22 protein-coding genes are annotated in these 23743 nt (G+C 43.7%); 15 read left to right on the top strand and 7 right to left on the bottom strand.

Features of this window, described 5'->3' with window-relative positions; genetic code table 11:
• The first annotated feature begins 77 nt into the window (after positions 1 to 77).
• The 7 genes from MUY27_RS07275 (at position 78) to MUY27_RS07245 (ending at position 7292) form a co-directional block, all read left to right on the top strand.
• Positions 78 to 596, top strand: coding sequence for a DUF4468 domain-containing protein (locus MUY27_RS07275; protein WP_245129342.1), 519 nt, complete (start codon positions 78 to 80; stop codon positions 594 to 596).
• 91 nt (positions 597 to 687) lie between these two features.
• Positions 688 to 1881 (top strand): aminofutalosine synthase MqnE, encoded by a 1194-nt coding sequence (mqnE, locus tag MUY27_RS07270; protein WP_245129341.1) that lies wholly within the window; start codon positions 688 to 690, stop codon positions 1879 to 1881.
• Positions 1882 to 1917: 36 nt separating this feature from the next.
• Entirely contained in the window at positions 1918 to 2538 is a 621-nt protein-coding gene (locus MUY27_RS07265; protein WP_245129340.1) for a histidine phosphatase family protein, read from the top strand.
• Between the two features lie 6 nt (positions 2539 to 2544).
• Complete coding sequence (locus MUY27_RS07260; protein ID WP_245129339.1) at positions 2545 to 3288, top strand: menaquinone biosynthetic enzyme MqnA/MqnD family protein; 744 nt, start codon at positions 2545 to 2547, stop codon at positions 3286 to 3288.
• Positions 3289 to 3416: 128 nt separating this feature from the next.
• Entirely contained in the window at positions 3417 to 4223 is an 807-nt protein-coding gene (locus tag MUY27_RS07255; protein ID WP_245129338.1) for an SDR family oxidoreductase, read from the top strand.
• A gap of 260 nt (positions 4224 to 4483) precedes the next feature.
• Entirely contained in the window at positions 4484 to 4987 is a 504-nt protein-coding gene (locus MUY27_RS07250) for a hypothetical protein (protein WP_245129337.1), read from the top strand.
• Positions 4988 to 5093: 106 nt separating this feature from the next.
• Positions 5094 to 7292, top strand: a complete 2199-nt coding sequence (locus MUY27_RS07245; RefSeq protein WP_245129336.1) for a bifunctional alpha,alpha-trehalose-phosphate synthase (UDP-forming)/trehalose-phosphatase — start codon at positions 5094 to 5096, stop codon at positions 7290 to 7292.
• Here the strand turns inward: MUY27_RS07245 and MUY27_RS07240 are convergent.
• The 5 genes from MUY27_RS07240 to MUY27_RS07220 form a co-directional block, all read right to left on the bottom strand.
• Entirely contained in the window at positions 7289 to 8944 is a 1656-nt protein-coding gene (locus MUY27_RS07240) for a MutS-related protein (protein ID WP_245129335.1), read from the bottom strand. The genes MUY27_RS07245 and MUY27_RS07240 overlap by 4 nt on opposite strands.
• Positions 8945 to 8947: 3 nt before the next feature.
• Entirely contained in the window at positions 8948 to 10204 is a 1257-nt protein-coding gene (locus tag MUY27_RS07235; RefSeq protein WP_245129334.1) for an aspartate kinase, read from the bottom strand.
• Between the two features lie 41 nt (positions 10205 to 10245).
• On the bottom strand, positions 10246 to 11058 hold the full coding sequence (locus tag MUY27_RS07230; RefSeq protein WP_245129333.1) for a DUF3298 and DUF4163 domain-containing protein: 813 nt from the start codon (positions 11056 to 11058) through the stop codon (positions 10246 to 10248).
• Positions 11055 to 11558: a GNAT family N-acetyltransferase gene (locus MUY27_RS07225; protein WP_245129332.1), complete on the bottom strand. Its 504-nt coding sequence runs from the start codon at positions 11556 to 11558 to the stop codon at positions 11055 to 11057. The genes MUY27_RS07230 and MUY27_RS07225 overlap by 4 nt, the downstream gene beginning before the upstream one ends.
• 90 nt (positions 11559 to 11648) lie before the next feature.
• Positions 11649 to 12338, bottom strand: a complete 690-nt coding sequence (locus MUY27_RS07220; protein WP_245129331.1) for a YggS family pyridoxal phosphate-dependent enzyme — start codon at positions 12336 to 12338, stop codon at positions 11649 to 11651.
• A gap of 45 nt (positions 12339 to 12383) precedes the next feature.
• On the opposite strand from MUY27_RS07220, the gene MUY27_RS07215 reads away from it, so the two are divergent.
• The gene (locus tag MUY27_RS07215) at positions 12384 to 12746 is read left to right on the top strand and encodes a DUF4296 domain-containing protein (protein ID WP_245129330.1); all 363 of its coding nucleotides are present in this window, start codon (positions 12384 to 12386) and stop codon (positions 12744 to 12746) included.
• Positions 12743 to 15109 carry an endonuclease MutS2 gene (locus tag MUY27_RS07210; RefSeq protein ID WP_245129329.1) on the top strand — a complete coding sequence of 789 codons (2367 nt, stop codon included), beginning with the start codon at positions 12743 to 12745 and terminating at the stop codon, positions 15107 to 15109. The genes MUY27_RS07215 and MUY27_RS07210 overlap by 4 nt, the downstream gene beginning before the upstream one ends.
• Before the next feature lie 2 nt (positions 15110 to 15111).
• Here MUY27_RS07210 and MUY27_RS07205 read toward each other — a convergent pair whose 3' ends face one another.
• Positions 15112 to 15666, bottom strand: a complete 555-nt coding sequence (locus MUY27_RS07205; RefSeq protein ID WP_245129328.1) for a hypothetical protein — start codon at positions 15664 to 15666, stop codon at positions 15112 to 15114.
• A gap of 65 nt (positions 15667 to 15731) precedes the next feature.
• Between MUY27_RS07205 and MUY27_RS07200 the strand changes: the two genes are divergently transcribed.
• Positions 15732 to 16892 (top strand): MFS transporter, encoded by a 1161-nt coding sequence (locus MUY27_RS07200; protein WP_245129327.1) that lies wholly within the window; start codon positions 15732 to 15734, stop codon positions 16890 to 16892.
• Positions 16893 to 17027: 135 nt separating this feature from the next.
• Here the strand turns inward: MUY27_RS07200 and MUY27_RS07195 are convergent, their stop codons facing one another.
• Positions 17028 to 18134 carry a fatty acid desaturase family protein gene (locus tag MUY27_RS07195; protein ID WP_245129326.1) on the bottom strand — a complete coding sequence of 369 codons (1107 nt, stop codon included), beginning with the start codon at positions 18132 to 18134 and terminating at the stop codon, positions 17028 to 17030.
• A 304-nt stretch (positions 18135 to 18438) separates the two neighbouring features.
• Here MUY27_RS07195 and gatB point away from each other — a divergent pair, with 304 nt between their 5' ends.
• From gatB to map, 5 genes are all read left to right on the top strand, one after another.
• Positions 18439 to 19911, top strand: a complete 1473-nt coding sequence (gene gatB / locus MUY27_RS07190) for an Asp-tRNA(Asn)/Glu-tRNA(Gln) amidotransferase subunit GatB (protein ID WP_245129325.1) — start codon at positions 18439 to 18441, stop codon at positions 19909 to 19911.
• A complete protein-coding gene (locus MUY27_RS07185; RefSeq protein ID WP_245129324.1) occupies positions 19911 to 21020 on the top strand; it encodes a TlpA disulfide reductase family protein in 1110 nt (369 codons plus the stop codon). The genes gatB and MUY27_RS07185 overlap by 1 nt, the downstream gene beginning before the upstream one ends.
• Positions 21021 to 21116: 96 nt before the next feature.
• A complete protein-coding gene (locus tag MUY27_RS07180) occupies positions 21117 to 21806 on the top strand; it encodes a response regulator transcription factor (protein ID WP_245129323.1) in 690 nt (229 codons plus the stop codon).
• A 214-nt stretch (positions 21807 to 22020) separates the two neighbouring features.
• A complete protein-coding gene (locus tag MUY27_RS07175; RefSeq protein WP_245129322.1) occupies positions 22021 to 22746 on the top strand; it encodes an RluA family pseudouridine synthase in 726 nt (241 codons plus the stop codon).
• 93 nt (positions 22747 to 22839) lie between these two features.
• Positions 22840 to 23604, top strand: a complete 765-nt coding sequence (gene map / locus MUY27_RS07170) for a type I methionyl aminopeptidase (RefSeq protein WP_245129321.1) — start codon at positions 22840 to 22842, stop codon at positions 23602 to 23604.
• Positions 23605 to 23743: the final 139 nt, after the last annotated feature.

The following is a 23743-nucleotide window of genomic DNA, read 5'->3' as shown; positions in this document are numbered from 1 at the left end:
TTCAAAATAAAGAAGAATTTTCGAAGTGTGCTGTTGCGAAATAGAAATATAGAACGTAACAATTTAAAAACAACCCGATGAAAAAAACTTTACTTATCGCACTAAACATCGCTGTAGCTTTGGTTTCATGCAAAAAAGACGACATTAGCCACCAGTCCGAATTTAATAAAAGCTACCAGGCCTGGAAAAACTTTCAGCAAGAAGTAAATAATTCTTACAGCTACACTGTTAACTATGGTTCTGTATTTGGTTTTGCAGCAGATACTAAAATAACCGTTACAAACGGGGTGGTTACTAAACGCGAGTATAAAGCAATCTATCCCGCAAATAGCCCTGCACCGGTTAATCCGGTGGTGTGGACAGAAGACCAGGGACAGATCGGCAGTCACAGCGATGGCGCACCTGCGCTAACTTTAGATCAGATTTATGATAAAGCTAAAAACGAATGGCTGAACGTAAATACCAAAGATAATGATGTGTTTTTTGAGACGAAAAATAACGGAATGATCTCTGGCTGCGGTTATGTGCCAAAAGGTTGCCAGGATGATTGTTTTCGCGGTATCACCATTACCAATATATCGCGGGTTGTTAATTAAACCTAACCCGGGTTAAATAATTCTTTACATTTCTTACATGTAACTGATATGCGTTAACGCAGGGATTATTACTTTTGCAAAAAGTGATTTAATGGACGCTGACGAACAAATACAGTTATTATTAAATGACGACCGCCTTTCTGACGATCTAAAAAATATAGCCCGAAAAGTTTCAAACCAACAACGTATTACCTTTGATGAGGGTGTACTGTTGTTTGAAAAAGGAGAACTTGCCTATCTTGGTGTATTAGCGAATTATATCCGCAACAAGCGCCACGGCGATAAAACCTACTTTAATCGAAACTTCCATATCGAGCCGACTAACCTTTGCGTTTACGATTGTAAGTTTTGCTCTTATTCTCGCCTGATTAAACAACGATCAGAAGGATGGGAGTATACGATGGAAGAAATGCTGGACATCGTAAAAAAATACGATAACGAGCCGGTGACAGAGGTACATATTGTAGGTGGAGTTTTACCACAATATGATATGCCTTTTTACGCGGAACTTTTCAGCCGTATTAAGGAACACCGTCCGGAGCTGCATGTGAAAGCACTGACGCCTGTTGAATACCACTATATCTTTAAAAAAGCTAAAGTGGATTATGCAACAGGGATGGCCGCCATGAAGGCTGCCGGGTTAGAGTCGATGCCGGGGGGCGGCGCCGAAATTTTCCATCCCGAGATAAGGGAGCAGATTGCCAAAGACAAATGTACCGCCGATCAGTGGTTGGATATTCACCGCGAGTGGCATAAATTAGGCATGCGTTCAAACGCCACCATGCTTTACGGCCACATTGAACAGTATTGGCACCGGGTAGACCACATGGAACGCTTGCGCCAGCTACAGGACGAAACCGGGGGATTCCAAACCTTTATTCCGCTAAAATTCCGTAACCAGGATAACCAGATGTCGCACGTGCCGGAATCAAGTGTGATCGAAGACTTGCGTAATTATGCCGTTGCACGCATTTACCTGGATAATTTCGACCATGTGAAGGCATACTGGGCCATGATCAGCCGTACCACCGCCCAACTTTCTTTAAATTTTGGTGTTGATGATATCGACGGTACTTTGGATGATACTACCAAGATCTATTCCATGGCAGGTGCAGAAGAACAGCACCCGGCCATGAGTACTAAGGAACTGGTACAGTTGATAAAAAATGCGGGAAGGCAACCCATTGAAAGGGATACGTTGTATAACGTGGTGACAGATTATACGAACTACGAATTTCCTGAAGAAACCAAGCCGCAGTTTTACAAGCTGCCCGTTGTGAACTAAAACACTTTACAAACTAACAAATACGCTACTATTTAAATGGTTCTTAAAACTTTATACATCGTTCGTCACGGACAAACAGATCTTAATAAACAGGGTATTGTACAGGGACGGGGGATGGATACTGATTTAAACGACGAGGGCCGCAAGCAGGCCGAGCAGTTTTTCAAGGCTTACGGTTATCTGCATTTTGATAAGATCTATATCTCTATGCTGAAACGTACGCAGCAGAGCATACAACCATTTATTGATAAAGGGATTCCGTTTGAAAAACTTTCAGGCCTTGACGAGTTAGCTTGGGGCGTGCAGGAAGGGCAACCCAGTACACCGGAAACTAAAGCAGCTTATTTAAGTATTATGCGGAAGTGGACGTCCGGAGATCTGGATGCCAAGTTTGAAGGTGGTGAAAGCCCACTGGAGGTACAAGCGAGACAACGCGAGGCCATGGCACATATCATGAGCAAGCCAGAGGAAAAGAACGTGTTGATCTGTATGCACGGCCGCGCCATGCGGATGCTTTTATGTCTGCTGACAGATACGCCGCTTACCAAAATGGAAAACTTTCCGCATCAGAACCTGGTGCTTTACAAACTCACTTTCGACGGCGAGAAATTCACCATCGTCGATTTTAACAATTCTATTCATTTACAATATTTTTAATCTGCCTTGAATAAGATACGCATATCTGCTGTAAGCTATACCAACACCAAACCGTTTTTGTATGGCCTGCAGCATACCGATATTATTAATAAAATTGATTTGAGCCTGGATATCCCGGCAGAATGTGCACAGAAACTGATAGACGACCGGGTAGATATTGGTCTGATACCGGTAGCAGCTGCGTTAAGCTTACCCGAGTGGCACATTGTTTCTGATTATTGCATCGGCGCTGTAGGCGCAGTTAATTCAGTTTTTATTTTTAGCAACTGCGAAATTCATGAGGTAAAAAAAATTCAATTGGATCCTCAGTCGCGCAGTTCAAACAACCTGGCGAAGGTGCTGATGAAGAATTACTGGAAGATTAGCCCCGAGCAAATAACAGACGCTGCCGATTATAGTAACTCGCAAGATCCGTATACCGCTTTTGTCCAGATCGGCGACCGTACTTTTGGTAAAAAAGATAAATATGCTTACGTATACGATCTGGCAGAAGAATGGCAAAAATTTACCGGTCTGCCTTTTACCTTCGCAGCCTGGATTGCTAATAAGCCCATCCCTCAGGAGTTTGTGGACGAGTTAAACAAATCTTTACAGTTTGGGCTTGATCATCGCGAGGAGCTTTTTAAAGAATTGCCGATGCGGGAGGATTTTGATATCCGCGATTACCTGATGCATAAGATAGATTTCCCTTTAACTGATGCAAAGAAACAGGCGCTTTACCTGTTTTTAGATTATATTAAGGCGCTGTAATCTCCGGTTTTTATAAAAACGCCATATCGTCCTCTGGTTAAAAGCAAGGGGATTTTTTATTGCTGATTTCTCAAAACATATTGGATTAAAATCTATTGGATAGATATATTTAGAAAAATATATCTGATATGAATACAACACCCTTGAAAGGCCAGGCGGCCCTCATCACCGGTAGCGACAGCGGGATAGGCAAAGGCGTGGCGTTGGCCATGGCTAAAGCAGGAGCGAAGGTAGTGATCAACTATGTTCATAATAAGAAACATGCCGAAGAGGTAGTTAACGAAATTACAGCTGCCGGCGGCGAGGCTTACAGCTGGCAAACAGACGTAAGCCAGGAAGACCAGGTGCTTGGTATGTTTAAGGAAATGTTCAGCCGCTATGGTACCATTGATATCCTGGTGAACAATTCCGGCTTACAGCAGGATGCTAAGCTGGTAGATATGACGCTTGAACAATGGAACAAAGTAATCAGCGTAAACCTTACCGGGCAGTTTCTTTGCGCCCGCGAAGCCGCGAGGGAATTTATCCGTAGGGGCGTGGTTGATGGCGTAAGTAAAGCGGCTGGAAAAATCATTTGCATGAGCAGTGTGCACGAAGTGATTCCATGGGCAGGGCACGTTAATTACGCATCGAGTAAGGGAGGAATTTCGATGATGATGAAAAGCATGGCGCAGGAACTGGCTCCGCATAAGATCAGGGTAGTGGCAATTGGTCCGGGTGCTATTCAAACACCGATCAATAAATCAGCGTGGGAGACTCCGGAAGCTTTGAACAAACTTTTGGAACTGATCCCTTACGGGCGTATCGGTCAGCCGGAAGATATTGGTAACCTGGCGGTGTGGCTTGCCTCTGATGATGCTGACTATATCACCGGCACCACCATATTTAGTGATGGCGGCATGACCTTGTACCCCGGTTTTGCAGATAACGGTTAAGGTATTTGGTTCAATTATATCGAAAGCAGCTCAAAAAGGGCTGCTTTTTTTATATCCCAACGTTACCTTATTGTTAAATATACACTAACTAAAACTCACTAACTTTAACAGATTTCAAAAAAGAGCAAGAAATAAGGGTGTCAAAATTTACTTTTTATAAAAAACCTATATTTATTATCAAATTCACATAAAAATTAAATTTTATTTTTCAATTTTTCAATATGTATTTATATTTGTTGCGGATTTAAAAATTAAGAACTATGAAAAAGATTATTTTAACCGCAGCAGTTGCTGTAACTTTATGCACAAGCGCTTTTGCAATAGATAAAGAAAAAGCAAAAGCGGAGTCTAAAACTTCAAACGTTTCTTATCAGGCTTTAAACCAGTTCGAAGCTCAGTTCAGCGGTGCAGAAAATGTAAACTGGTCATCTACCAACTTCGGCGAAAAAGCTGAATTCGTTTTAGACGATGTTAAAATGAGCGCGTTCTACAACAGAACAGGCGAGTTTTTAGGCACTACCCAAGCCGTTGCCTACAAAAAACTGCCTTCTTCAGCTAAAAAAGAAATCGAATCAAGATATAAAGACTACACTGTAGGCGAGGTAATCAAATACGAATCTGCAGAAAACACCGATGGTCTTGACCGCCTTTTAGGTTCAGTTGAGCCGGTAGCTTATTTTGTTGATTTGAAGAACAATAACGAAGAAATCGTAGTGCGTGTTACACCTCAGGCTGGTGTTTACTACTACACCAAACTTAAATAATTAAGGTTTAAAAATTAAGCTTAAGGGCAGTACCAAAAGGTGCTGCCTTTTTTGTTTATAGGCTAAAATGGCAACATAATAGGGAAAAAACTGTTATTCCCTTGTTATGCCTAAAGTAATTATTGTATCTAACCGCTTGCCGGTTAAAGTAAGTAAGGACGAATCGGGCTACCAGCTTTCGCCGAGCGAAGGAGGTCTGGCAACCGGTTTGGGATCTATTTATAAAAAAGATGATAACTTATGGATCGGCTGGCCCGGTCTGGAAGTTGATAACGAAGACGAGCAAAAGCAGGTTAGCCAGCAACTGCAGGAAATAAGCCTTTGCCCTGTTTTTCTTACGCAGGATGAGATCAACCGGTTTTACGAAGGTTTTTCTAACGAGGTACTTTGGCCGGTGTTTCATTATTACGCATCTACCTATGCGCATTACCACCGCGCCAATTGGGAAGCATACAAACGGGTTAACCAAAAATTCTGCGATATGGTGCTGGCCAATGCCGAGCCAGGCGATACTATCTGGGTACACGATTATCAACTGTTGTTACTACCCGATCTGATCCGTAAGGCCATGCCGGACGTTGCTGTCGGTTTCTTTTTACACATCCCGTTCCCTTCGCACGAAATGTTCCGGCTAATTCCCTGGAGAAAAGAGTTACTGGAGGGGATTATCGGCGCGGATCTCATTGGTTTCCACACCTTCGATGATGTAAGGCACTTCCTGAGCGCAGTAACGCGGATCCTGCCTGTACATGCCTCTGCTAATATTTTAACTTGTGGCGAACGCAGCATCGTGATCGAATCTTTCCCGATGGGTATAGACGATAAGAAATACGACCAGCTTGCCCGCAGTGCCTCGGTAAGGGAAGAGTCTGAACATATTTGTGAAACCTTTAAAGAACAAAAATTAATACTTTCTATAGACCGGCTGGATTATAGCAAGGGTATTCTGCAGCGCTTACAGGCTTTCGAGTTGTTACTAGAGACACATCCCGAACTACACCGGAAGATTTCGTTATACATGATCGTGGTACCATCGCGGGATCAGGTGCCGCAGTATAAAGAACTTCGTGATCATATCGACCGCCGGGTGGGTAACATCAATGCCAGATACCGCAATATCGACTGGAGCCCGATTCAGTATTTTTACCAGTCTTTCCCGATAGAAACGCTTTCTGCACTGTATAGTACGGCCGATGTATGCCTGGTAACGCCCATGCGCGACGGCATGAACCTGGTGAGTAAAGAGTATGTAGCCAGCCGCGTGCAGAATGACGGCATTCTGATCCTGAGCGAGATGGCGGGGGCATCAAAAGAGCTGATCGATGCGATCATCGTTAATCCTAACAATACCCACGAGGTGCGCGATGCCATTGTTACGGCCATCAATATGCCTGTAGAAGAGCAGCGGCGGCGGATGATCCAGATGCGGTATAATGTATCAAAGTTCAACATCGGGCACTGGGTGAAGATATTCATGGACCGGCTGAACGAAGCCAAACAATACCAGCGGTCTATGCAAACCCGGCATGTGAGTTCTGCCACCAAACAGTCGATCATCAACCGTTATATTAAAACAAAAAAACGGCTGATCTTTTTAGATTACGATGGCACCCTGGTTGATTTTAAACCAAACGCCGATATGGCTTTACCAGACGGGCAACTTTACCACTTGCTAAAATTGCTGGCTGCCGATCAGCAAAATGATGTGGTATTAATTAGCGGACGTAAGCACGAGAATATGGACGAATGGTTCGGTGACCTACCGGTAATGATTGTTGCAGAGCACGGCGCATGGTCTAAACCGGAGGATGGCGACTGGCAACGGATCACCGGGCTATCCAACAACTGGAAGCAGGATATTTACCAGATTATGGAAACGTATGTGGACCGTACGCCCGGTACTTTAATCGAAGAGAAGACCTTTTCACTGGTATGGCATTACCGTACGGCGCCGAGGGGTTTAGGAGAGCTTAGGGCGAACGAATTAATGAATACCCTTAAATACATGCTGGCGGATAAAGGCTTACAGCTGCTGCCTGGCAATAAAGTTGTGGAAGTAAAGAATATGGAGATCAGCAAGGGGAAAGCTTCATTAAGCCTGTCGCAGATGAAAAACTATGATTTCATTATTGCTTTCGGCGACGATACCACTGACGAGGATATGTTTAAAACTCTGCCGGAAAGTGCAGTAACGATAAAGGTGGGGAGCAATCTTTCTGCTGCAAAATTCTACCTGCGTAACCCTGCCGAGGTTAGAACCTTATTGAACGATTTTATAGAACAGCACGAGCCGCAGGAATATTAACTGTACTTGCGGCTCAGCTCTTCGCTTAGTTTGTATGCATTATCAATGATCTGGCTTGGATAACCTGCAGATTGCAGTACAGCAATTGCATTCCGGCGTTTCAAAATACCCGGTTTAATTTTATAATCGAATATCAAACGGGTATCTGCCGCTGTTTCTTCGAACGAATAGGGTTCATACTCGTCGCCCAGCAGTTCGGCCAATTCAAGGTCGTGCGTAGAAACGAATACAAAGTTCGGGAACGAAGTCAGGTATGAAAGGATAGCTTTAGAAGCTGCAACCCTTTCAATGGTGTTTGTTCCTTTAAAGATCTCGTCGATAATGATTAGGCAGTTCCCTTTATTACCTGCTTCTAAAATTCCATGTATAGCCGTAGCTTCTGCCTGGAAATAACTCACCGACTCCTGAAGGTCATCCGTAGTTCGGATGCTCGTACATAACTTTAATAGGGGTGCGCGATATTGTTTGGCTACAGACACATATAATGTTTGTGCGAGTAGCGTATTTACAGCAACAGCGCGGATGAATGTTGTTTTACCAGACATGTTCGAGCCTGTAATCAGCACGCCGCGATCTGCCCGAACGGTGATTGAATTTGAGGAACAATCGGCAATCAGCGGATGATAAAGTTCTTCGACGGTAAAAACGCCGTCCTTATTAAAATCAGGCTTTGAATAGTAGTGCAACCCTTCCATAAGCGAAACCGCGCTGGATACGACATCCAGGTAACCAACATATCGGTATAAAACTTCTATACTTGCCGCATGGGCATTTACCTTATCTATGGCATTGATAAACACCCGCGGTTCTACCAGGAGCAATATTTTAACCAGCTCCCACAAGGCGAACCCCAGATCGGTTTGGTCACCCGCAGCGCGGCCATCAAGCGTGATTAGCCCAAGCCCATTATTGATGGGTACCAGCGTCTTCAATGCCTGTTCCACCTCGGGGTGCTGATCTGACGGTGCAATCGTAACAAGCGCTTTCGCAGATTTAATCAGCTGCTTTAGCTGCGGCAGTGAACTTACAAAAGCGGCTATTTTATTTTTGTTGGTATAGTGTAGGTATAAATTATATAACGTACTAAATAATAGTAAAATAAATGGGATTTGATGATGCGTTATTGCAAGTAATATAACCAATCCTAACCAGATGATCCATGAGAAACGAATGTACAACCGGTCGGCGTCAGCATAAATCAATGTCGCTTTTTTCAGGAAAAGCTCGGGTAGGAAATAGGCGTTTTTATGATCAAGCTGATGCAGCAGCAGGCACACTTGCAGGCGCTTTTGCGGATCGCTCACCAACTGTTCTGCTGCGGCATCGAACGCCTTCAGCTCGTCCAGATCATAATCTTCACCCCGCAAACGATCGTACAAATATTGTTGACCTGGCCTTGAATTGGTGCGGTCAATAAATTCAAAAAGCTTTTCTAAGTCAATATCATTCGCTAAAGCATCTGACAACGCACTTAAGGGTTTTCGGTTGTAATATGCGCTGATCTTTTTAAAATCGAAGTTCTCATTTTTAGGCTTACCCCATCCTTCTACAATCTCGTCTATCAGCGCTTTTTGTTTTGCCCTTTGCTTGATGACGTTGATGACTGAAATAATTGCAATAATAACCGGGACAAGGATCAGCCAGAGTATCATAATTTACGACAATATAAATTGAGCGGTATTGCGGCTTAATTGTTCCAGCAGTATCTTTCGGTTTTCGGTGAGGTGCTTTAAATCTTCCGCATGATAATGACGTACGGTGATCAGCGTCAGCCCGGTGTTGTACTTCACGTTAAAATCCTGTTTCAGTTGCTGTAAGATATTGTCAAACTTTCCGGGCTTATCGTCAAAGCAAACGCTAAAACTAAGGGCAGAAACCTGCATGGTGTTAATTTTTACATGGTTAGCCGCGAAGCAATTAAAAACTGCGCTTAGATGCTGTTCGCTGATAAAGCCGTAGTCTTTAGCCGATACCGATAACAAAATTTGCTCCTGCTTAACAATAATGACCGGCTTTTCAAATTCAGCAGCCGCGGTTGCCGATATAACGGTACCCGGAGCTTCTGGATCATTAAAAGGCTTTACCAATAAAGGTATACCTGCATTTTGCAAAGGCTTTATGGTTTTAGGGTGGATGACGCCCGCACCATAGTAGGTCATTTCTATTGCCTCTGTATAAGAAAGATGATCAAACTTAACGGTATCGGTAAAATGTTTCGGATCTGCATTCAGCACGCCGGGTACGTCTTTCCAGGTGGTTACAGATTCTGCCTTTAAACAGGCTGCAAAAATGGCTGCTGTATAATCTGAACCTTCACGGCCAAGGGTAGTGGTAAAGTTTTCAGATGTTCCGCCAAGGAAGCCTTGAGTTACTACTACCTGGTTCGCTAATAAAGCGGGCACATCCTGCTGAATATGCTCGCAGGTTTTTTTCCATTCAACTACGCCTTCGCGGTAAGTATTGTCGGTATGGATATACCCGCGGACATCTAACCATTTACTTTTGACGCCCGCCTTGTTCAAATAAGCATTTACGATGCGTGTAGAAACCAGTTCGCCAACGGAAACAATCTGATCGTAAATGAAATCATAATCGTCATGCGGTTCGTCTTCCAGCATCCAGTCAATCTCTACAAAAGTGTTCTCGATGTCGTCAAATATCTGATCATTTGGCTCGAACAACTGTTGTACGATATTAACATGGTATTCTTTTATCTCATTGAAAATCTGATGTAATGAATCAGACTGTTGAACATAAGCTTTAGTTAAATTTTCTAAGGCGTTCGTTGTTTTACCCATCGCAGAAACCACAATCAGCAATTGCTGTCCGGCATATTTCCGTACAATCTCTGATAGGTTGATAATACCCGCTGCGTCTTTAACAGAAGCGCCGCCAAATTTGAATACAAGCATTTATAAAAGGGTTGGCAAGAAATTTTGTTTAAACTGACTAATTAATGTTTAATGTATTGCGAAACTACCGTACCCGGCTTCAGCAACGACTTGATGTTGTGATATGGTATCAGCAGATCGGTCTGCCCGGCGGCATAGGGTTTAATCTCGTATTGATTGTACAGGAAACGTATACCTACCGGCGTAATCAGGTAGTTATGGTTCAAGCTGAATTTGCCGTCATTGAAGAAATAGTTTTCCTTCAGCGAAGCATCCGGTTTCAGATTTTCCTGCTTACGGAAAAGCTTCTCTGCCACTGCATTCAGTGGGGCCCAGTAATCTGGTTTCAATACATCATCTAAGCTGATATTTTTATGCTCGCTGGTATTCCAATTAATGAAAGAGGTAAACTCGCCACCATGGGCACCGCCGGTATAAGAATAGCCATCTACCTGTATGGTTGTCAGGCTGGAATCTTGCCTAACTACTACCGCTTCACTTTCCAGTGTATAAAACATGCCTGGCCGGTCGCTGTTGGCGCTGCCTGCTTTATCTGCTTTATAGGCAGACATGAATTTCTCTGTCTGAACTTTCCATGAAGTATCTGCTTTCTCCAAAGGGAAGAAGGCAGCCAGCCGGAGCCTGACAGAATCATTCAAAGCAGCCTGATGTTTAAAAACCGGGTATTTAATTTTTACTACTGTACAAGCGCTATCCGGTTTACTGCCGCAATCTTCTGCGCGTTGTTTAAAGGTTTGATACTGATATTGTAAAGTATCCTTGGTTATGCCCGACTTAACCGCCGGCTGTTTTGCAGAGAAATTACAAGAACACGCAATTAAAGCTATAATTGCAGCAGTAGCACTTAACTTCATAATTTATAATTATTTATCTGTTCTTTACTTAGAGAAGCATTCAACCATCCGGCTTCCAGCCCGGCTTCATATTTATTGTAAAAATTAATAGCAGGTTCGTTCCAGTCAAGCACCTGCCAGCTCATGCCATTAAAACCAAGCTCCTGCGCTTCCTGTAGCAAGCGGTTAAACAACAATTTACCGGCACCCTTACCACGGAAAGCTTCCGTAACAATCAAATCTTCCAGGTATAACCGCTGTCCTTTCCAAGTAGAATAACGGATGTAATACAAGGCGAACCCAATAATGAAATTATCCACTTCAGCTACGAATGCTTTCCATACCGGTTTATTGCCGAAGCCGGCTTCCTCAAACTCTTGCAGGGTGACCGTTACTTCCTGCGGCGCCTTTTCATATAAAGCAAGTTCGTGAACCAGGTCTAACAAGCGGGAACAGTCTTCCCGGCGGGCAACTCTCAGGTGGATATCTAATTGGTCATTAGTCATTGGTTCACTGGTCATTAAGAGGTTTGTAATTAAGTGTCTGTTTTAAAAAGTTAAGGGTATGGTTTTGGCTCTTGATTCTTGACTCTTGACTCTTGATTCTCCAAACTAGTTGTTCTTCCAATGTTTAATTACTCTGCCGCCAAAAATGGTACTGCCTAACCTTACCATTGTACTGCCTTGCTCGATAGCTATTTTATAGTCGGACGACATGCCCATGGAAAGCTCATTAAAATAATCGTCCTTACGGAAGTAGCTTTGTTTGATGCCCTCGAAAAAAGTTTCCAGCTCGTAGAATTCCTCTTTGATCTGCTTTTCGTTATCGGTGTTAGTCGCAATACCCATCAGTCCGCGAACGCGTACGTTGGTCAGTTCCTTAAACTCGTCCGAACGCAGCAGTTCAATCACCTCATCAAACCCAAGGCCATATTTAGTTTCTTCATCAGCAATGTACACCTGCAGCAATACGTCAATAACCCGGTTGTTTTTCAATGCATGCTTGTTAATCTCTTGCAATAGCTTCATGCTATCGACTGATTCGATCAGGCTAATAAACGGTGCAATATATTTTACCTTGTTGGTTTGCAAGTGGCCAATCAGGTGCCATTCAATATCCTTCGGAAGCTGCTCATACTTTTCAACCAGCTCCTGTACCATGTTTTCGCCGAATACGCGCTGCCCTTCATTATATGCCTGCTGGATGTCTTCAACCGGTTTTGTTTTTGATACCGCTACCAGCTTAACGTTAATGGTTTCCAGTTCGTTTTTTAAGTTCCTGATATTCTCTGCAATGCTCATTAAATGCGTAATTTTGCGTTTTTACAAACGCCGCTAATTTACAGAATGCGCACCTATATTAACTTGTTTTTTTTAGTAGCACTTTTTTTTGCAGCCTGCAAAAATGATGCTGTACCAGAAAATGTTCTGCCGAAAGACAGAATGGTAAAGGTGCTGACAGACGTACACCTGGTTGACGGAAGCCTTTACAATATTGTGATTACACCGGATAGCCTTTACAAGTACGGGATGGGCAAATACCTGCTGGTTTTTAAGAAAAACCATACCGATACGCTTCAGTTTAGGCGGAGCGTGCAGTATTACAGTTCTGAACCGGCGCTTTTTGACGAGGTTTACGAGCAGGTTGTACAGAATTTGCAGGCAAAGAATGACTCACTTTTAAAAGCAGGAACAAAGGATAAAAAATGATATACCCGGAAAATAGTGTTGATAAGCTGGGGTTTACCGAGGTAAAACAATTAATAAAAGCACATTGCCTGAGTATGATGGGCCAACAGATGGTGGACCGAATACAGGTGATGAACAATTATGATCAGATCAGGAAATTTCTGAGTCAGGCCAGCGAGTTTAAGAATATCCTGCTGAATGACGATGCATTGCCGATCAACCACTTTTATGATATCAAAACACTGGCGAACAAGATCAGGGTGGAAGGGGCTTTTCTATCAGAGGAAGAATTCTTTCAGACCCAAACTTCGCTTGCCACTGTATTTGCGGTGATCAGTTACTTTGACCAGCGCGAAGGGATCTACCCAAACCTGGAAGCGCTTTTTGAACATTTACCGATAGAGAAAAGCATCCTGCGAAAAATAGACCAGGTTATCGATCAGAAAGGGAAGATCAGGCCGAATGCCTCGCGCGATTTAATGGAGATTACTTCTGCGATAGCTAAGGCGGAGCAGGAAGCCCGGAAAAAGATCGAAATGATCTTTAAAAGCGCTTCGTCAAACGGGTGGACTGCCGACGGTACCCTTACCATTAGGGACGGGCGCTTGTGTATTCCTTTACTGGCCGAAAATAAACGGAAACTGAAAGGCTTTATCCATGACGAATCTGCTTCTGGCCAGACGGTATTTATTGAACCTGAAGAAGTATTTACCCTAAATAACCGCGTGCGCGATCTTGAATTTGAACGCCGCCGCGAGATTGTGAAGATATTAACCGCACTTACCGATGAACTTCGCCCATATGTGCCCTTGTTGTTGTCGTACCACTCGCTGCTTACCAAGCTGGATTTTGTACGTGCGAAGGCATTGTTTGCCATAGATATCGAGGGAGAAATGCCGCAAGTGGTGAACGAAGGCCGTGTGCGCCTGATCAACGCTCGCCACCCGCTGTTGCTGCTTAGCTTTAAAAAAGAGCAGCGCACCATTGTTCCGCTGAATGTGCAGATTGATGATGCTACCCGTATTGTAGTAGTGTCCGGGCCTAACGCGGGTGGTAAATCGGTGTGCATGAAAACCGTAGGATTGCTGCAAATGATGGCGCAGGCTGGATTACTGATCCCCGCGGATGAGCATAGTACAGTAGGTGTATTCAAACAAATCTTTGCCGATATCGGCGACGATCAATCCATAGAAAGTGACCTGAGTACCTACAGTGCGCATCTGAGCAAAATGAAATATTTTGTGGAACAGGCTAACGGTAAAACACTGATCCTGATAGATGAGTTTGGTACCGGTACCGATCCCCAATTTGGCGGACCGATTGCCGAAGCGGTACTGGAATCGCTCAATCAGAAAAAGGTGAGGGGAATGGTGACCACCCACTATTCTAACCTGAAGATTTTTGCCAGCAATACCGAAGGGCTGGAAAATGCTTCGATGCTGTTTGACAACGTGCAGATGAAACCGTTGTACGTACTGGAAGTGGGCAAACCGGGCAGCTCTTATGCTTTCGAAATTGCACAGAAGATCGGCTTGCCGCCAAACGTGCTGAACCTGGCTAAAAACAAGATCGGTGCATCGCAAAAGAAAGTAGATACACTTTTAGTAGACCTTGAACGGGAAAAGAAAGAGATTTTCGATACCAAAACCAAGCTGGATAAACAGCAGCGTAAAGTAAACGAGCTTTTAAGCGAAAACGAAAAGCTGAAAAGCTATTTGGAAGAAAACAAACGAAACCTGATCCGCGAGGCCAAGCAAGAAGCTCAAAGTATTATCCAGAATGCCAATAAACTGGTAGAAAATACCATTGCGGGCATTAAAAGCAGCCAGGCAGACAAAGAAGCTACACGTAAGTTACGTGAAAACCTGAACCAGGAATTAAAGAAACACGAGGTAAGACCTGTTGTTGCAAAACCTGCTGCCCAGTCAGAAGACGACGAATTAAAACCGGGCGATTGGGTAAAGCTGGTAGATTCTGATACTACGGGGCAGGTGATGGAAATTGCAAAAGACAATGTCATTATTGCTATAGGCGACCTGAGAACCGTAGCTAAACGTAAACGGGTTCAGAAGGTATCGCGGAAAGAAGTGCCAAAAGAAATCAGGCGCTCTTTTTCAAGTAGTACCAGCGATGTAGCCAGCTTCAGCCCAGAGATTGATGTCCGGGGCATGAGAGGCGAAGATGCACTCGGTGCGATTGAACGGATGTTAGACCGGGCTGTGATGATGAGCGTGGGCAGCCTTAAAATTATTCACGGAAAGGGTGATGGTATCCTCAGGAAGCTGATCCGGGATTATCTGAGAAAATATGACCAGGTGAGCAGGATGGAGGATGAGCATGCCGACCGTGGCGGAGATGGCATTACCTACGTTTACCTGCGGTAATATTATCTGAACGTAGCCATTTTAACCAGCTTGCTTTTAACCGGGAAATCGCCTTTTTCTAAATTCATATCGCTGTAGTAAATGCGCAGATAGGCAGGCTTTCCCGGTACCTTTTCCACAAACTTTGGCTCTTTCTGCTCTACCTGTGTGCAGTAAGTAGGGAAGCCGGTAACCAGTTCTTTCCAGGTGTTTTGATTGTAGGTAAACACATGGTACATCCGCCAGCAGCTGGTAAACCAATCCGGAAGATAACCGATCTCGTCTTTACCATCATTATTCAGGTCGCCAAGATTGGTTAACATAACCGCGCCGATACTGTTTACCTGTGTTATCGGCTGGACGTTATTACCCGAAAATACGATTTTGATCACACATGGGCCGTTACAGCTCAAGCCATCCGCATTAATCTTCGGCTTTACGAGCGTGGCGGTTTCAATTTTGCCATCGCCATTAAAATCACCTTTAATCTGGGTGGCTTCAATCTTGCTTTGCGCAAAAGCAATTGCGGGGAATAAAAGTAAGGACAGTTGTAACAGAAGGGTTGGGGCGCTTTTCATGGTATAGATAATCTGATCGGAACTTATAATCCAACAACGTCAAAATAGTTAACTTTGTATATCAAATGGATAATAATTCCCATCCTAAAAATTTCCGGACAGCAACTGCGGTATTTTTCTTCAATTCTGGTTTTGGGTATGCAGCCTGGGCTTCGCGGATCCCTACGATCAAGCATAACTTGCATCTGAACGAGGCTGAACTTGGGGCGCTGCTATTTGCGCTGCCGGTAGGCCTGATGGCTACTATGCCTTTTACCAGCTTCCTGCTTTCCAGGTACAGCAGCCGCAAAATTACGCTTTGGGGTGCTGCCTTTTTTAACATCATGCTTGCGCTGGTAGGTCTGGCGGCTACACCCTGGCAACTCGCACTGGTGCTGTTCGGCTTTGGCTCGTCACGCAACATGTACAACCTGAGCATAAATGCACAAGCGGTAAGCGTACAACGTTTATACACGCGTTCTATCATTACCACATTTCATGGTATCTGGAGTTTCGCGGGCTTTGCAGGCGCTGCTTTAGGTTACCTGATGGTAAGCCTGAACATTGCTACAACATGGCATCTGCCTGCTGTAGGCGTTGCTATGCTTTTGCTGGCTTTTTATTTCTATACAAATACGTTTGACGACCAACCCATTAAAACCACTCAAAAGAAACCGGTATTTTCTTTACCTGATAAACACCTGCTTACTTTCGCTATCATCGCTTTTGCCAGTATGGCGTGCGAAAACACCATGTATGATTGGAGCGGTATTTATTTCATCAAAGGCTTGGGCGCATCGCAACGGATGGCTACTGCAGGCTTTGTATTTTACATGGTGGCCATGACGATCGGCCGCTTTGCCGGCGATAAACTGGTAGACCGTTTCGGCATAGAAAAAATTCTGAGCTACAGCGGTACGCTGATCACTGCTGGTTTGCTCATTAGTGTGTTGATACCCTATACCATTGCCGCAAGTATTGGTTTTATCCTTACAGGCTTTGGGGTATCCTGCATTATACCGCTGGTATTTAGCCTGGCGGGTAAATCAAAAACCATGAGCAGCGCTACGGCGTTAGCCTCTATTTCAACTGTTGGTTATATCGGCTTTTTAGTGGTACCGCCAATGATCGGCTTTGTTGCACAAGCGGCGGGTATCAGGGCTGCTTTCGGTATTATCGCAGCTTTAGGTGTGCTTATCCTATGGATGGTATCACTTATAAAACCAGCGAAAGCGGGCGTTATGTAACTTTAATGTTAAGTTGAAAACTTCAGCTTAAAAACAGTTGCACATTTATTAACAATTGATACTTTTGACCAGCCAATTATAAACGGGTTGATTTAATTGACGCTCGATCAGTTAAAGCAGCCCGTTACCTATTTTTTAAAGCTCGCCGGTTAAAAACAGGTTTTCAGAACTGCCGTTTTTCTTCAGCAACATAAAGTGCGAATAAATAGCCTCGTGCAGCGGATAGGAACGATACTCCAAGTTGTATTTTTCTGCATATTTTCTGATGATGGGCGTGATCGACGGATAATAGGTATGCGCTACGGTTGGAAACAAATGATGCGCCACGTGATGGTTAAATCCTCCGAAAAGCACATTCGCAATACGGCTTTCGGTGCTAAAATCCTTTGTTTCGCGGATTTGGTACATGGCCCAAGTCATATCGATCTGGCCATCAGCCGGTGGTTCCGGAAATTCGGCATGCTCATCGGCATGGGTAGATAGCAAAGCGGTAACCCCGAACGCACTTGCCATAAAATGCATCAGCAAGAAGGCCGCCAAAACATGATACCATGGTTGCTGCAATACCAACATCGGGATACCCAGCATAATTACCAGATTAAGAATTTTGGCTGTAAAAAGTTTAACGTATTCGATCTTGGGGATCTTAACTATACGTTTCAGATAATTATCTTTCACACCAAAAAAGTCTTTAAAATCACGTACCAGCAACCAGTTTAGGGTATACAAAAAGTAAAGGAACCACATATAGTAGTGCTGGTAACGGTGAAAATGATACCATTTGCTTTGCGGAAAAATGCGAACAATGTCGCTCTGCTTCACATCGATATCCCAATGCTGCATATTAGGGTAGGGATGGTGCAATACCAGGTGCCGTTTTTTCCAGATGTAACTATTACTGCCAAAAAGCTCCAGTACCCAGGTTAATGCTTCATTCTGCGACCTCCGCGGGAAAATAGCACCGTGGGCAGCATCATGGAAAGCGTTCAGGAATACCAGGATCATAGTAATACCGGTGAGCACGTAGAACAATAGCAGCAGGGGTAAACTATTACCGTACACCAGTATACAGCTGTAAAACAGAAAGTATAAGGCGATGAAAAATATCGATTTGAAGATGATCTGGTTTTGAATCCGCTTATTGGTCAATACTTTTATCTGCACCTCTTTATAGAGATCTTTGTAAAAATCGTCAGAGCCCGCTTTTTTAAATGAGGGTTTTACTAGCGTATCGGTTGTCATGGTTGATGTAAGTTTAATGCGTGTTTGCTATTAAGTACACAAACTTTTCAAAAACATGTTTAAACAACTATAACAGATCAGAGCGAATAAAGCCTTTTATATTTTTAGGAAAATTTATTTCGATATAACTTATTTTTGAAAGTTTTCTATTTCAAGGCCAACTCGTTAATCAAAAATAGTGGTATAAACCACGTTTTATCCATTTTACAATTCAAAGTTTATGCCGATTACATTATATTGCGTGTCGCAAAATTAACAAGAGCTATATTTGACACAGCGCAGATATAACGGAATTGAATTTAATATGACAGACGGTATATCAGACCAGGTGCTTGAACAGTACGAAGTTGTAGTAGGTCTCGAAGTTCACGCGCAGTTATCTACCCAAAGCAAAGCTTTTTCTGCAGATTCTGCCCAATTTGGCGCCGAACCCAATCAAAACGTCAGCATGGTTTCTCTAGGCCATCCGGGTACGCTGCCATTCATAAATAAAAAAATGGTAGAATATGCGGTAAGGCTGGGCTTAGCCTGCGACTGCGAGATCAATACTTATAATACCTTCGCCCGTAAAAACTACTTCTACGCAGACCTGCCAAAGGGCTACCAGATCACGCAGGATCATCAGCCCGTTTGCCTGGGTGGTAAGATTACCATCAAGCGGTCGGATGGCTCGTTAAAAGAAATCGCCATTCACCATATCCATATGGAAGAAGATGCCGGTAAGAGTATCCACGATCAGGATCCTGAATATTCACTGATCGACCTGAACCGCGCCGGTGTGCCTTTGTTAGAGATTGTATCGCAACCGGATATGCGCAGCGGCGAGGAAGCTTCACTGTTCCTGGCAGAAATTCGCAAAATAGTACGTTACCTGGATATTTGCGACGGTAATATGGAAGAAGGGAGCCTGCGCTGCGATGCCAATATCTCTGTCCGTAAAAAAGGGGAGATTGCCTATGGCAACCGTTGCGAGGTAAAGAACCTCAACTCGATGCGTAACGTACAGCGGGCCATAGAACACGAATTTCTACGCCAGATAAAAGTGATCGAAAACGGCGGATTCATTGATCAGAATACGCTTAACTTTGATGCCAATACCGGTGAAACATCGGTGCTACGGACAAAGGAAATGGCGAATGATTACCGATATTTTCCAGAACCGGATCTGATCCCAATCAGCCTGACGGAGGAATACGTCGATTCGATCAAACAACAAATGCCTGCCTTGCCGTCTGCATTGTATCAGAAATACACCGCAGAACTCGGCCTGTCCGACTATGATGCTTCGGTACTAACCGCCGACAAGGACCTGGCCCTGTTTTACGAACAAGTAATCAAGCAGACTAATAATTATAAGTCTGCGGCAAACTGGTTGATGGGACCTGTAAAGTCATATCTGAATGAGCAGAACATCACACTGGCTGACACCGGGCTTACCGCTCAGGCGATAAGCGAACTGATTGCTTTGGTTGACGGTGGCAAAATCAACAACAGCAATGCCGCGCAGAAGCTTTTCCCTGCAATGATAAAACAATCGGGGAAAACAGCCGGGGAACTGGCTATTGAACTTAACCTGTTAATGAGTGATAATGGTGATGAACTGGAAGGATTTATCCGCGAAGCGCTGGCCAAACACCCGGACAAGGTTAAGGAATACAAAAAAGGTAAAAAAGGCGTTTTAGGGTTGTTCATGGGCGAGATTATGAAAAGATCTAAAGGGAAGATCGACCCAAAGAAAACAAACACCCTTTTGATACAAGCATTAGAGCAAGCATAATGAAATTAAATAAAGCAATATATGGCTTATTAATAGCCGGTGGTCTCGTTTGGACGGGCTGTTCAGATAAGTCGGCATTTAAGGTTGAGGGCGAGGTGAAAGATTTCGGCAAATCGAAAAAAGTAACCTTACTTTCTGCCGATAGCGTGATCGACTCTACCCAATTAGGTTCGGACGGTAAGTTTGAATTTAAGCAAAAGGCCCCGTTTGCGGGCTTGTACCGTTTACGTATTGGCGGAAACCTTTTTGATTTTATTGCCAAAAATGGAGATGAGATTAAGTTTTCGACAGACCTGGCAGATTCGGCACATACCTACAATATCAGCGGATCTGACGATTCCGAAAAGATCAGGGATTTTAACAAGATCAGTTCGGTATACGGTGCCAAGAATACACAGTTGATGGGGCAGTACCAGGAAAAAGCGCAAACTGGTGTAAACGAAAATGAACTTGCCAAGGAGTTCACACCTTTGTTTGTTGCCAACATCAGGGACTACAGCGAAGCCGTTCTGAAATTTGTAAACGATAATAAATCATCGTTAGCGGGCTTTTATGCCATCAACACACTCGACCCGATGCGATACGAAACGCAAATGGTAAAATACGCGGATGATATTAAAGGCAAGTTTCCGGATAATCCTTCGGTACAAAAATTCATAAAGCAAATGATGCTGGTAAAACCTGTTTCTGTTGGGCAGCCCGCGCCGGACTTTACAAGCAACACACTGAATGATAAGCCGGTTAAGCTGTCTGATTACAAAGGAAAATATGTGTTACTGGATTTCTGGGCGTCATGGTGCCCGCCATGCAGACAGGAAAACCCCAATGTGGTGAGGTTGTATAACCAGTATCATAGTAAAGGCCTGAACATTTTAAGCGTATCCCTGGATACCGAAAAAGCAGACTGGCAGAAAGCCATCAAGGCGGATAAATTGAATTGGGAGCATGTATCAGACCTGCAAAAATTTGAAGGTCCGACAGAAACTTTATACCGGATAGAAGCCATCCCGTCGAACTTCTTAATTGATCAGAAAGGCGTGATCATTGCAAAGAACGTATCAGGGGAAGACCTTGAAGAAATTTTAAAGAAAACCTTTAATAAGCCCTAACCTTTTGTTAAATCAATGTGAACTTTAACAATTATTTAATACAGGCTTAATTATTTGGTGCATTTTTGCCCGTACTTTTATCTCAAATTTCAACCGATGAGTAGTTTTAACAAACAAAAAATCCTGATCGTAGATGATGAGCCTGATATTTTAGAACTGATTGAGTACAATCTGAAGAAAGAAGGCTACCAGGTTTACCTGGCTCATAATGGTCAGGAGGGTGTTAATGAGGCAAAGAAGGTTCTTCCCGATTTAATTATTCTGGACATTATGATGCCAAGAATGGATGGGATAGAAGCTTGCCGCATTATGCGTACTATGCCCGAATTTAAAAACACCTTTATGGTGTTCTTAACCGCTCGCAGTGAAGAGTACTCTGAGATAGCAGGTTTCAACGTTGGCGCAGATGATTATATTGCCAAGCCAATTAAACCGCGTGCACTTGTTAGCCGTATCAATGCCATTCTAAGAAGAAACTCACCTACCGAGGAAGTAAGCGAAAACAAACTGGAGGTAAAAGACCTGGTGATTGACCGCGAAGCTTACCTGGTATTTAAAGATGGGCAAAAGGTAGTTTTAGCCAAAAAAGAATTTGAGTTATTGTACCTGCTGGCTTCTAAGCCGGGCAAGGTATACACACGTGAGAATATCCTGAAAAACATTTGGGAAGATTCTGTAGTGGTGACCAACCGTACCATTGACGTGCATATCCGCAAACTGCGCGAAAAGCTGGGAGATGATTATGTATCGACAGTGAAAGGTGTCGGCTACAAATTTGAAGGATAATAAAAGCGGCCCCGATGATGGGGCCGCTTTTATTTTATCAGCTTTTTTACCGGTTTTGTCAGTGACCCTTTGCTTTGCTTTCAATGCTGCGTGAGAGAACTTCATATCCACTGGCGTGCTAACTTTTACGACTATTTAATGTTTCAAATTAACCCGGTAGTATTGCTATACCGCAGGTATGATTTAAATAGCGTATTTTTGCTGCCTTTTAATTATGAAGATTCCAAAATTTACAGACCTGATACTTTTTGAAGACGATAATTTAATCGTTGTAAATAAACCACCGTTTATCAGTACCCTTGATGACCGCGGCGAAAGTGAAGGTGAAATTAATATGCTGCGGCTGGCAAAAAGCTATCACGGTGACGCCCAGATCTGCCATCGCCTCGACAAGGAAACTTCCGGTGCGCTAATCATCGCCAAAAATCCGGAGACGTACCGTTTCGTTTCCATGCAGTTTGAGCATCGGAAAGTAAAAAAAATATACCATGCGGTAATTGAAGGCACACACGTGTTTAATGATTTATTGGTGGACCTTCCTATTCTAAATGCTGGTAAAGGTAACGTAACCATTAGCCGTCAGGAGGGTAAGCATGCGGAAACGTATTTTCAATCGCTGAAATTCTTTAAGCACTATACCCTGGTAGAATGCCGTCCGGTTACCGGCCGTATGCACCAGATCCGTATTCACCTGGCTACCCAACGCGCCTCTATTGCCGGTGATGCCATGTACCGTGGCAAACCTGTTTTCCTATCGACGCTTAAACGCAAATACAACCTGGGAAAAGACCAGGAAGAACAGCCGATTATGAAGCGGTTTGCGCTGCACGCATTTGAGTTAACTTTTAATATTACACCCGAAACCGATATTACCATCCACGCACCGTATCCGAAAGACTTTGATACGCTGTTGAAGTTGCTGGAAAAATGGGATATGTAGCTTATCCTGTTGTCCTAATGTAAAGCTTTGGCGATGGTGGGGCTCATATAAGCCATCATCCGTATCTTTGCCGGATTACTAATAACGATAGCTATGTCAATATCTTCAGAAGCCGAACAGCAAGGCATGCAAAAAGTAAGTGATGCCGTTGCCATCACACTACGCGAAATGCGCGAATTTGCGAAGCCTGGTATTTCTACTAAAGAGCTGGATGATTACGGCGCTGCCATCTTAACCAAATTAGGTGCAAACTCGGCTCCTTATCTAACTTATAAATTTCCGGGATATACCTGTATCAGCGTTAACAACGAGGTTGCTCATGGTATTCCTTCAGCACAAACGATATTAAAAGAAGGCGACCTAATCAATATCGATGTGTCTGCCGAATTGGATGGCTACTGGTCTGACAATGGCGGCTCTTTCGTATTAGGTGAAGATATCTACGGACATAACATCCTGGTAAATGCTTCTAAAGCAATCTTGAAAAAAGCGATCAGCAATATCAAGGGTGGGGTGAAAATTTCCGACATTGGCAAACTGATTGAAACGGAAGCCCGCAAATCCGGCTATACGGTGATCAAAAATTTAACCGGGCACGGCGTTGGCCGCAGTCTGCACGAAGAACCGCACGAGATTGCCAACTACCCGGATTATTTCAACACCAAACGTTTCAGAAAGAATTCAGTAGTGGCGATTGAAACTTTCATTTCGACCAAATCTACTATCGCCGAAACCCAGGCAGACGGATGGACGCTGATCGGTAACAAAGGCGGCTACGTAGCCCAGCATGAACACACCATTATGGTAACAGACGGACAGCCTTTTATCTTCACTGCCCAAAACGGCATCTGGAACTGAGATTTTGTAGCTAAGCTGAGATAGTCACGATTTAATCTGACAGTTACGATTAATTAAAGAACGTAACTGAGATTAGAATAATGACAACACAAGCAAAGATCATCAAGAACAAGCTGGGCATATTGGAGCTTGCCCAGCA

Origin of the sequence: Mucilaginibacter straminoryzae, assembly GCF_022953055.1 — a bacterium.
GTDB lineage: Bacteria > Bacteroidota > Bacteroidia > Sphingobacteriales > Sphingobacteriaceae > Mucilaginibacter > Mucilaginibacter straminoryzae.
Note: the sequence above shows the minus strand (reverse complement) of the source record. Positions and strands in the feature narration are given on the sequence as shown.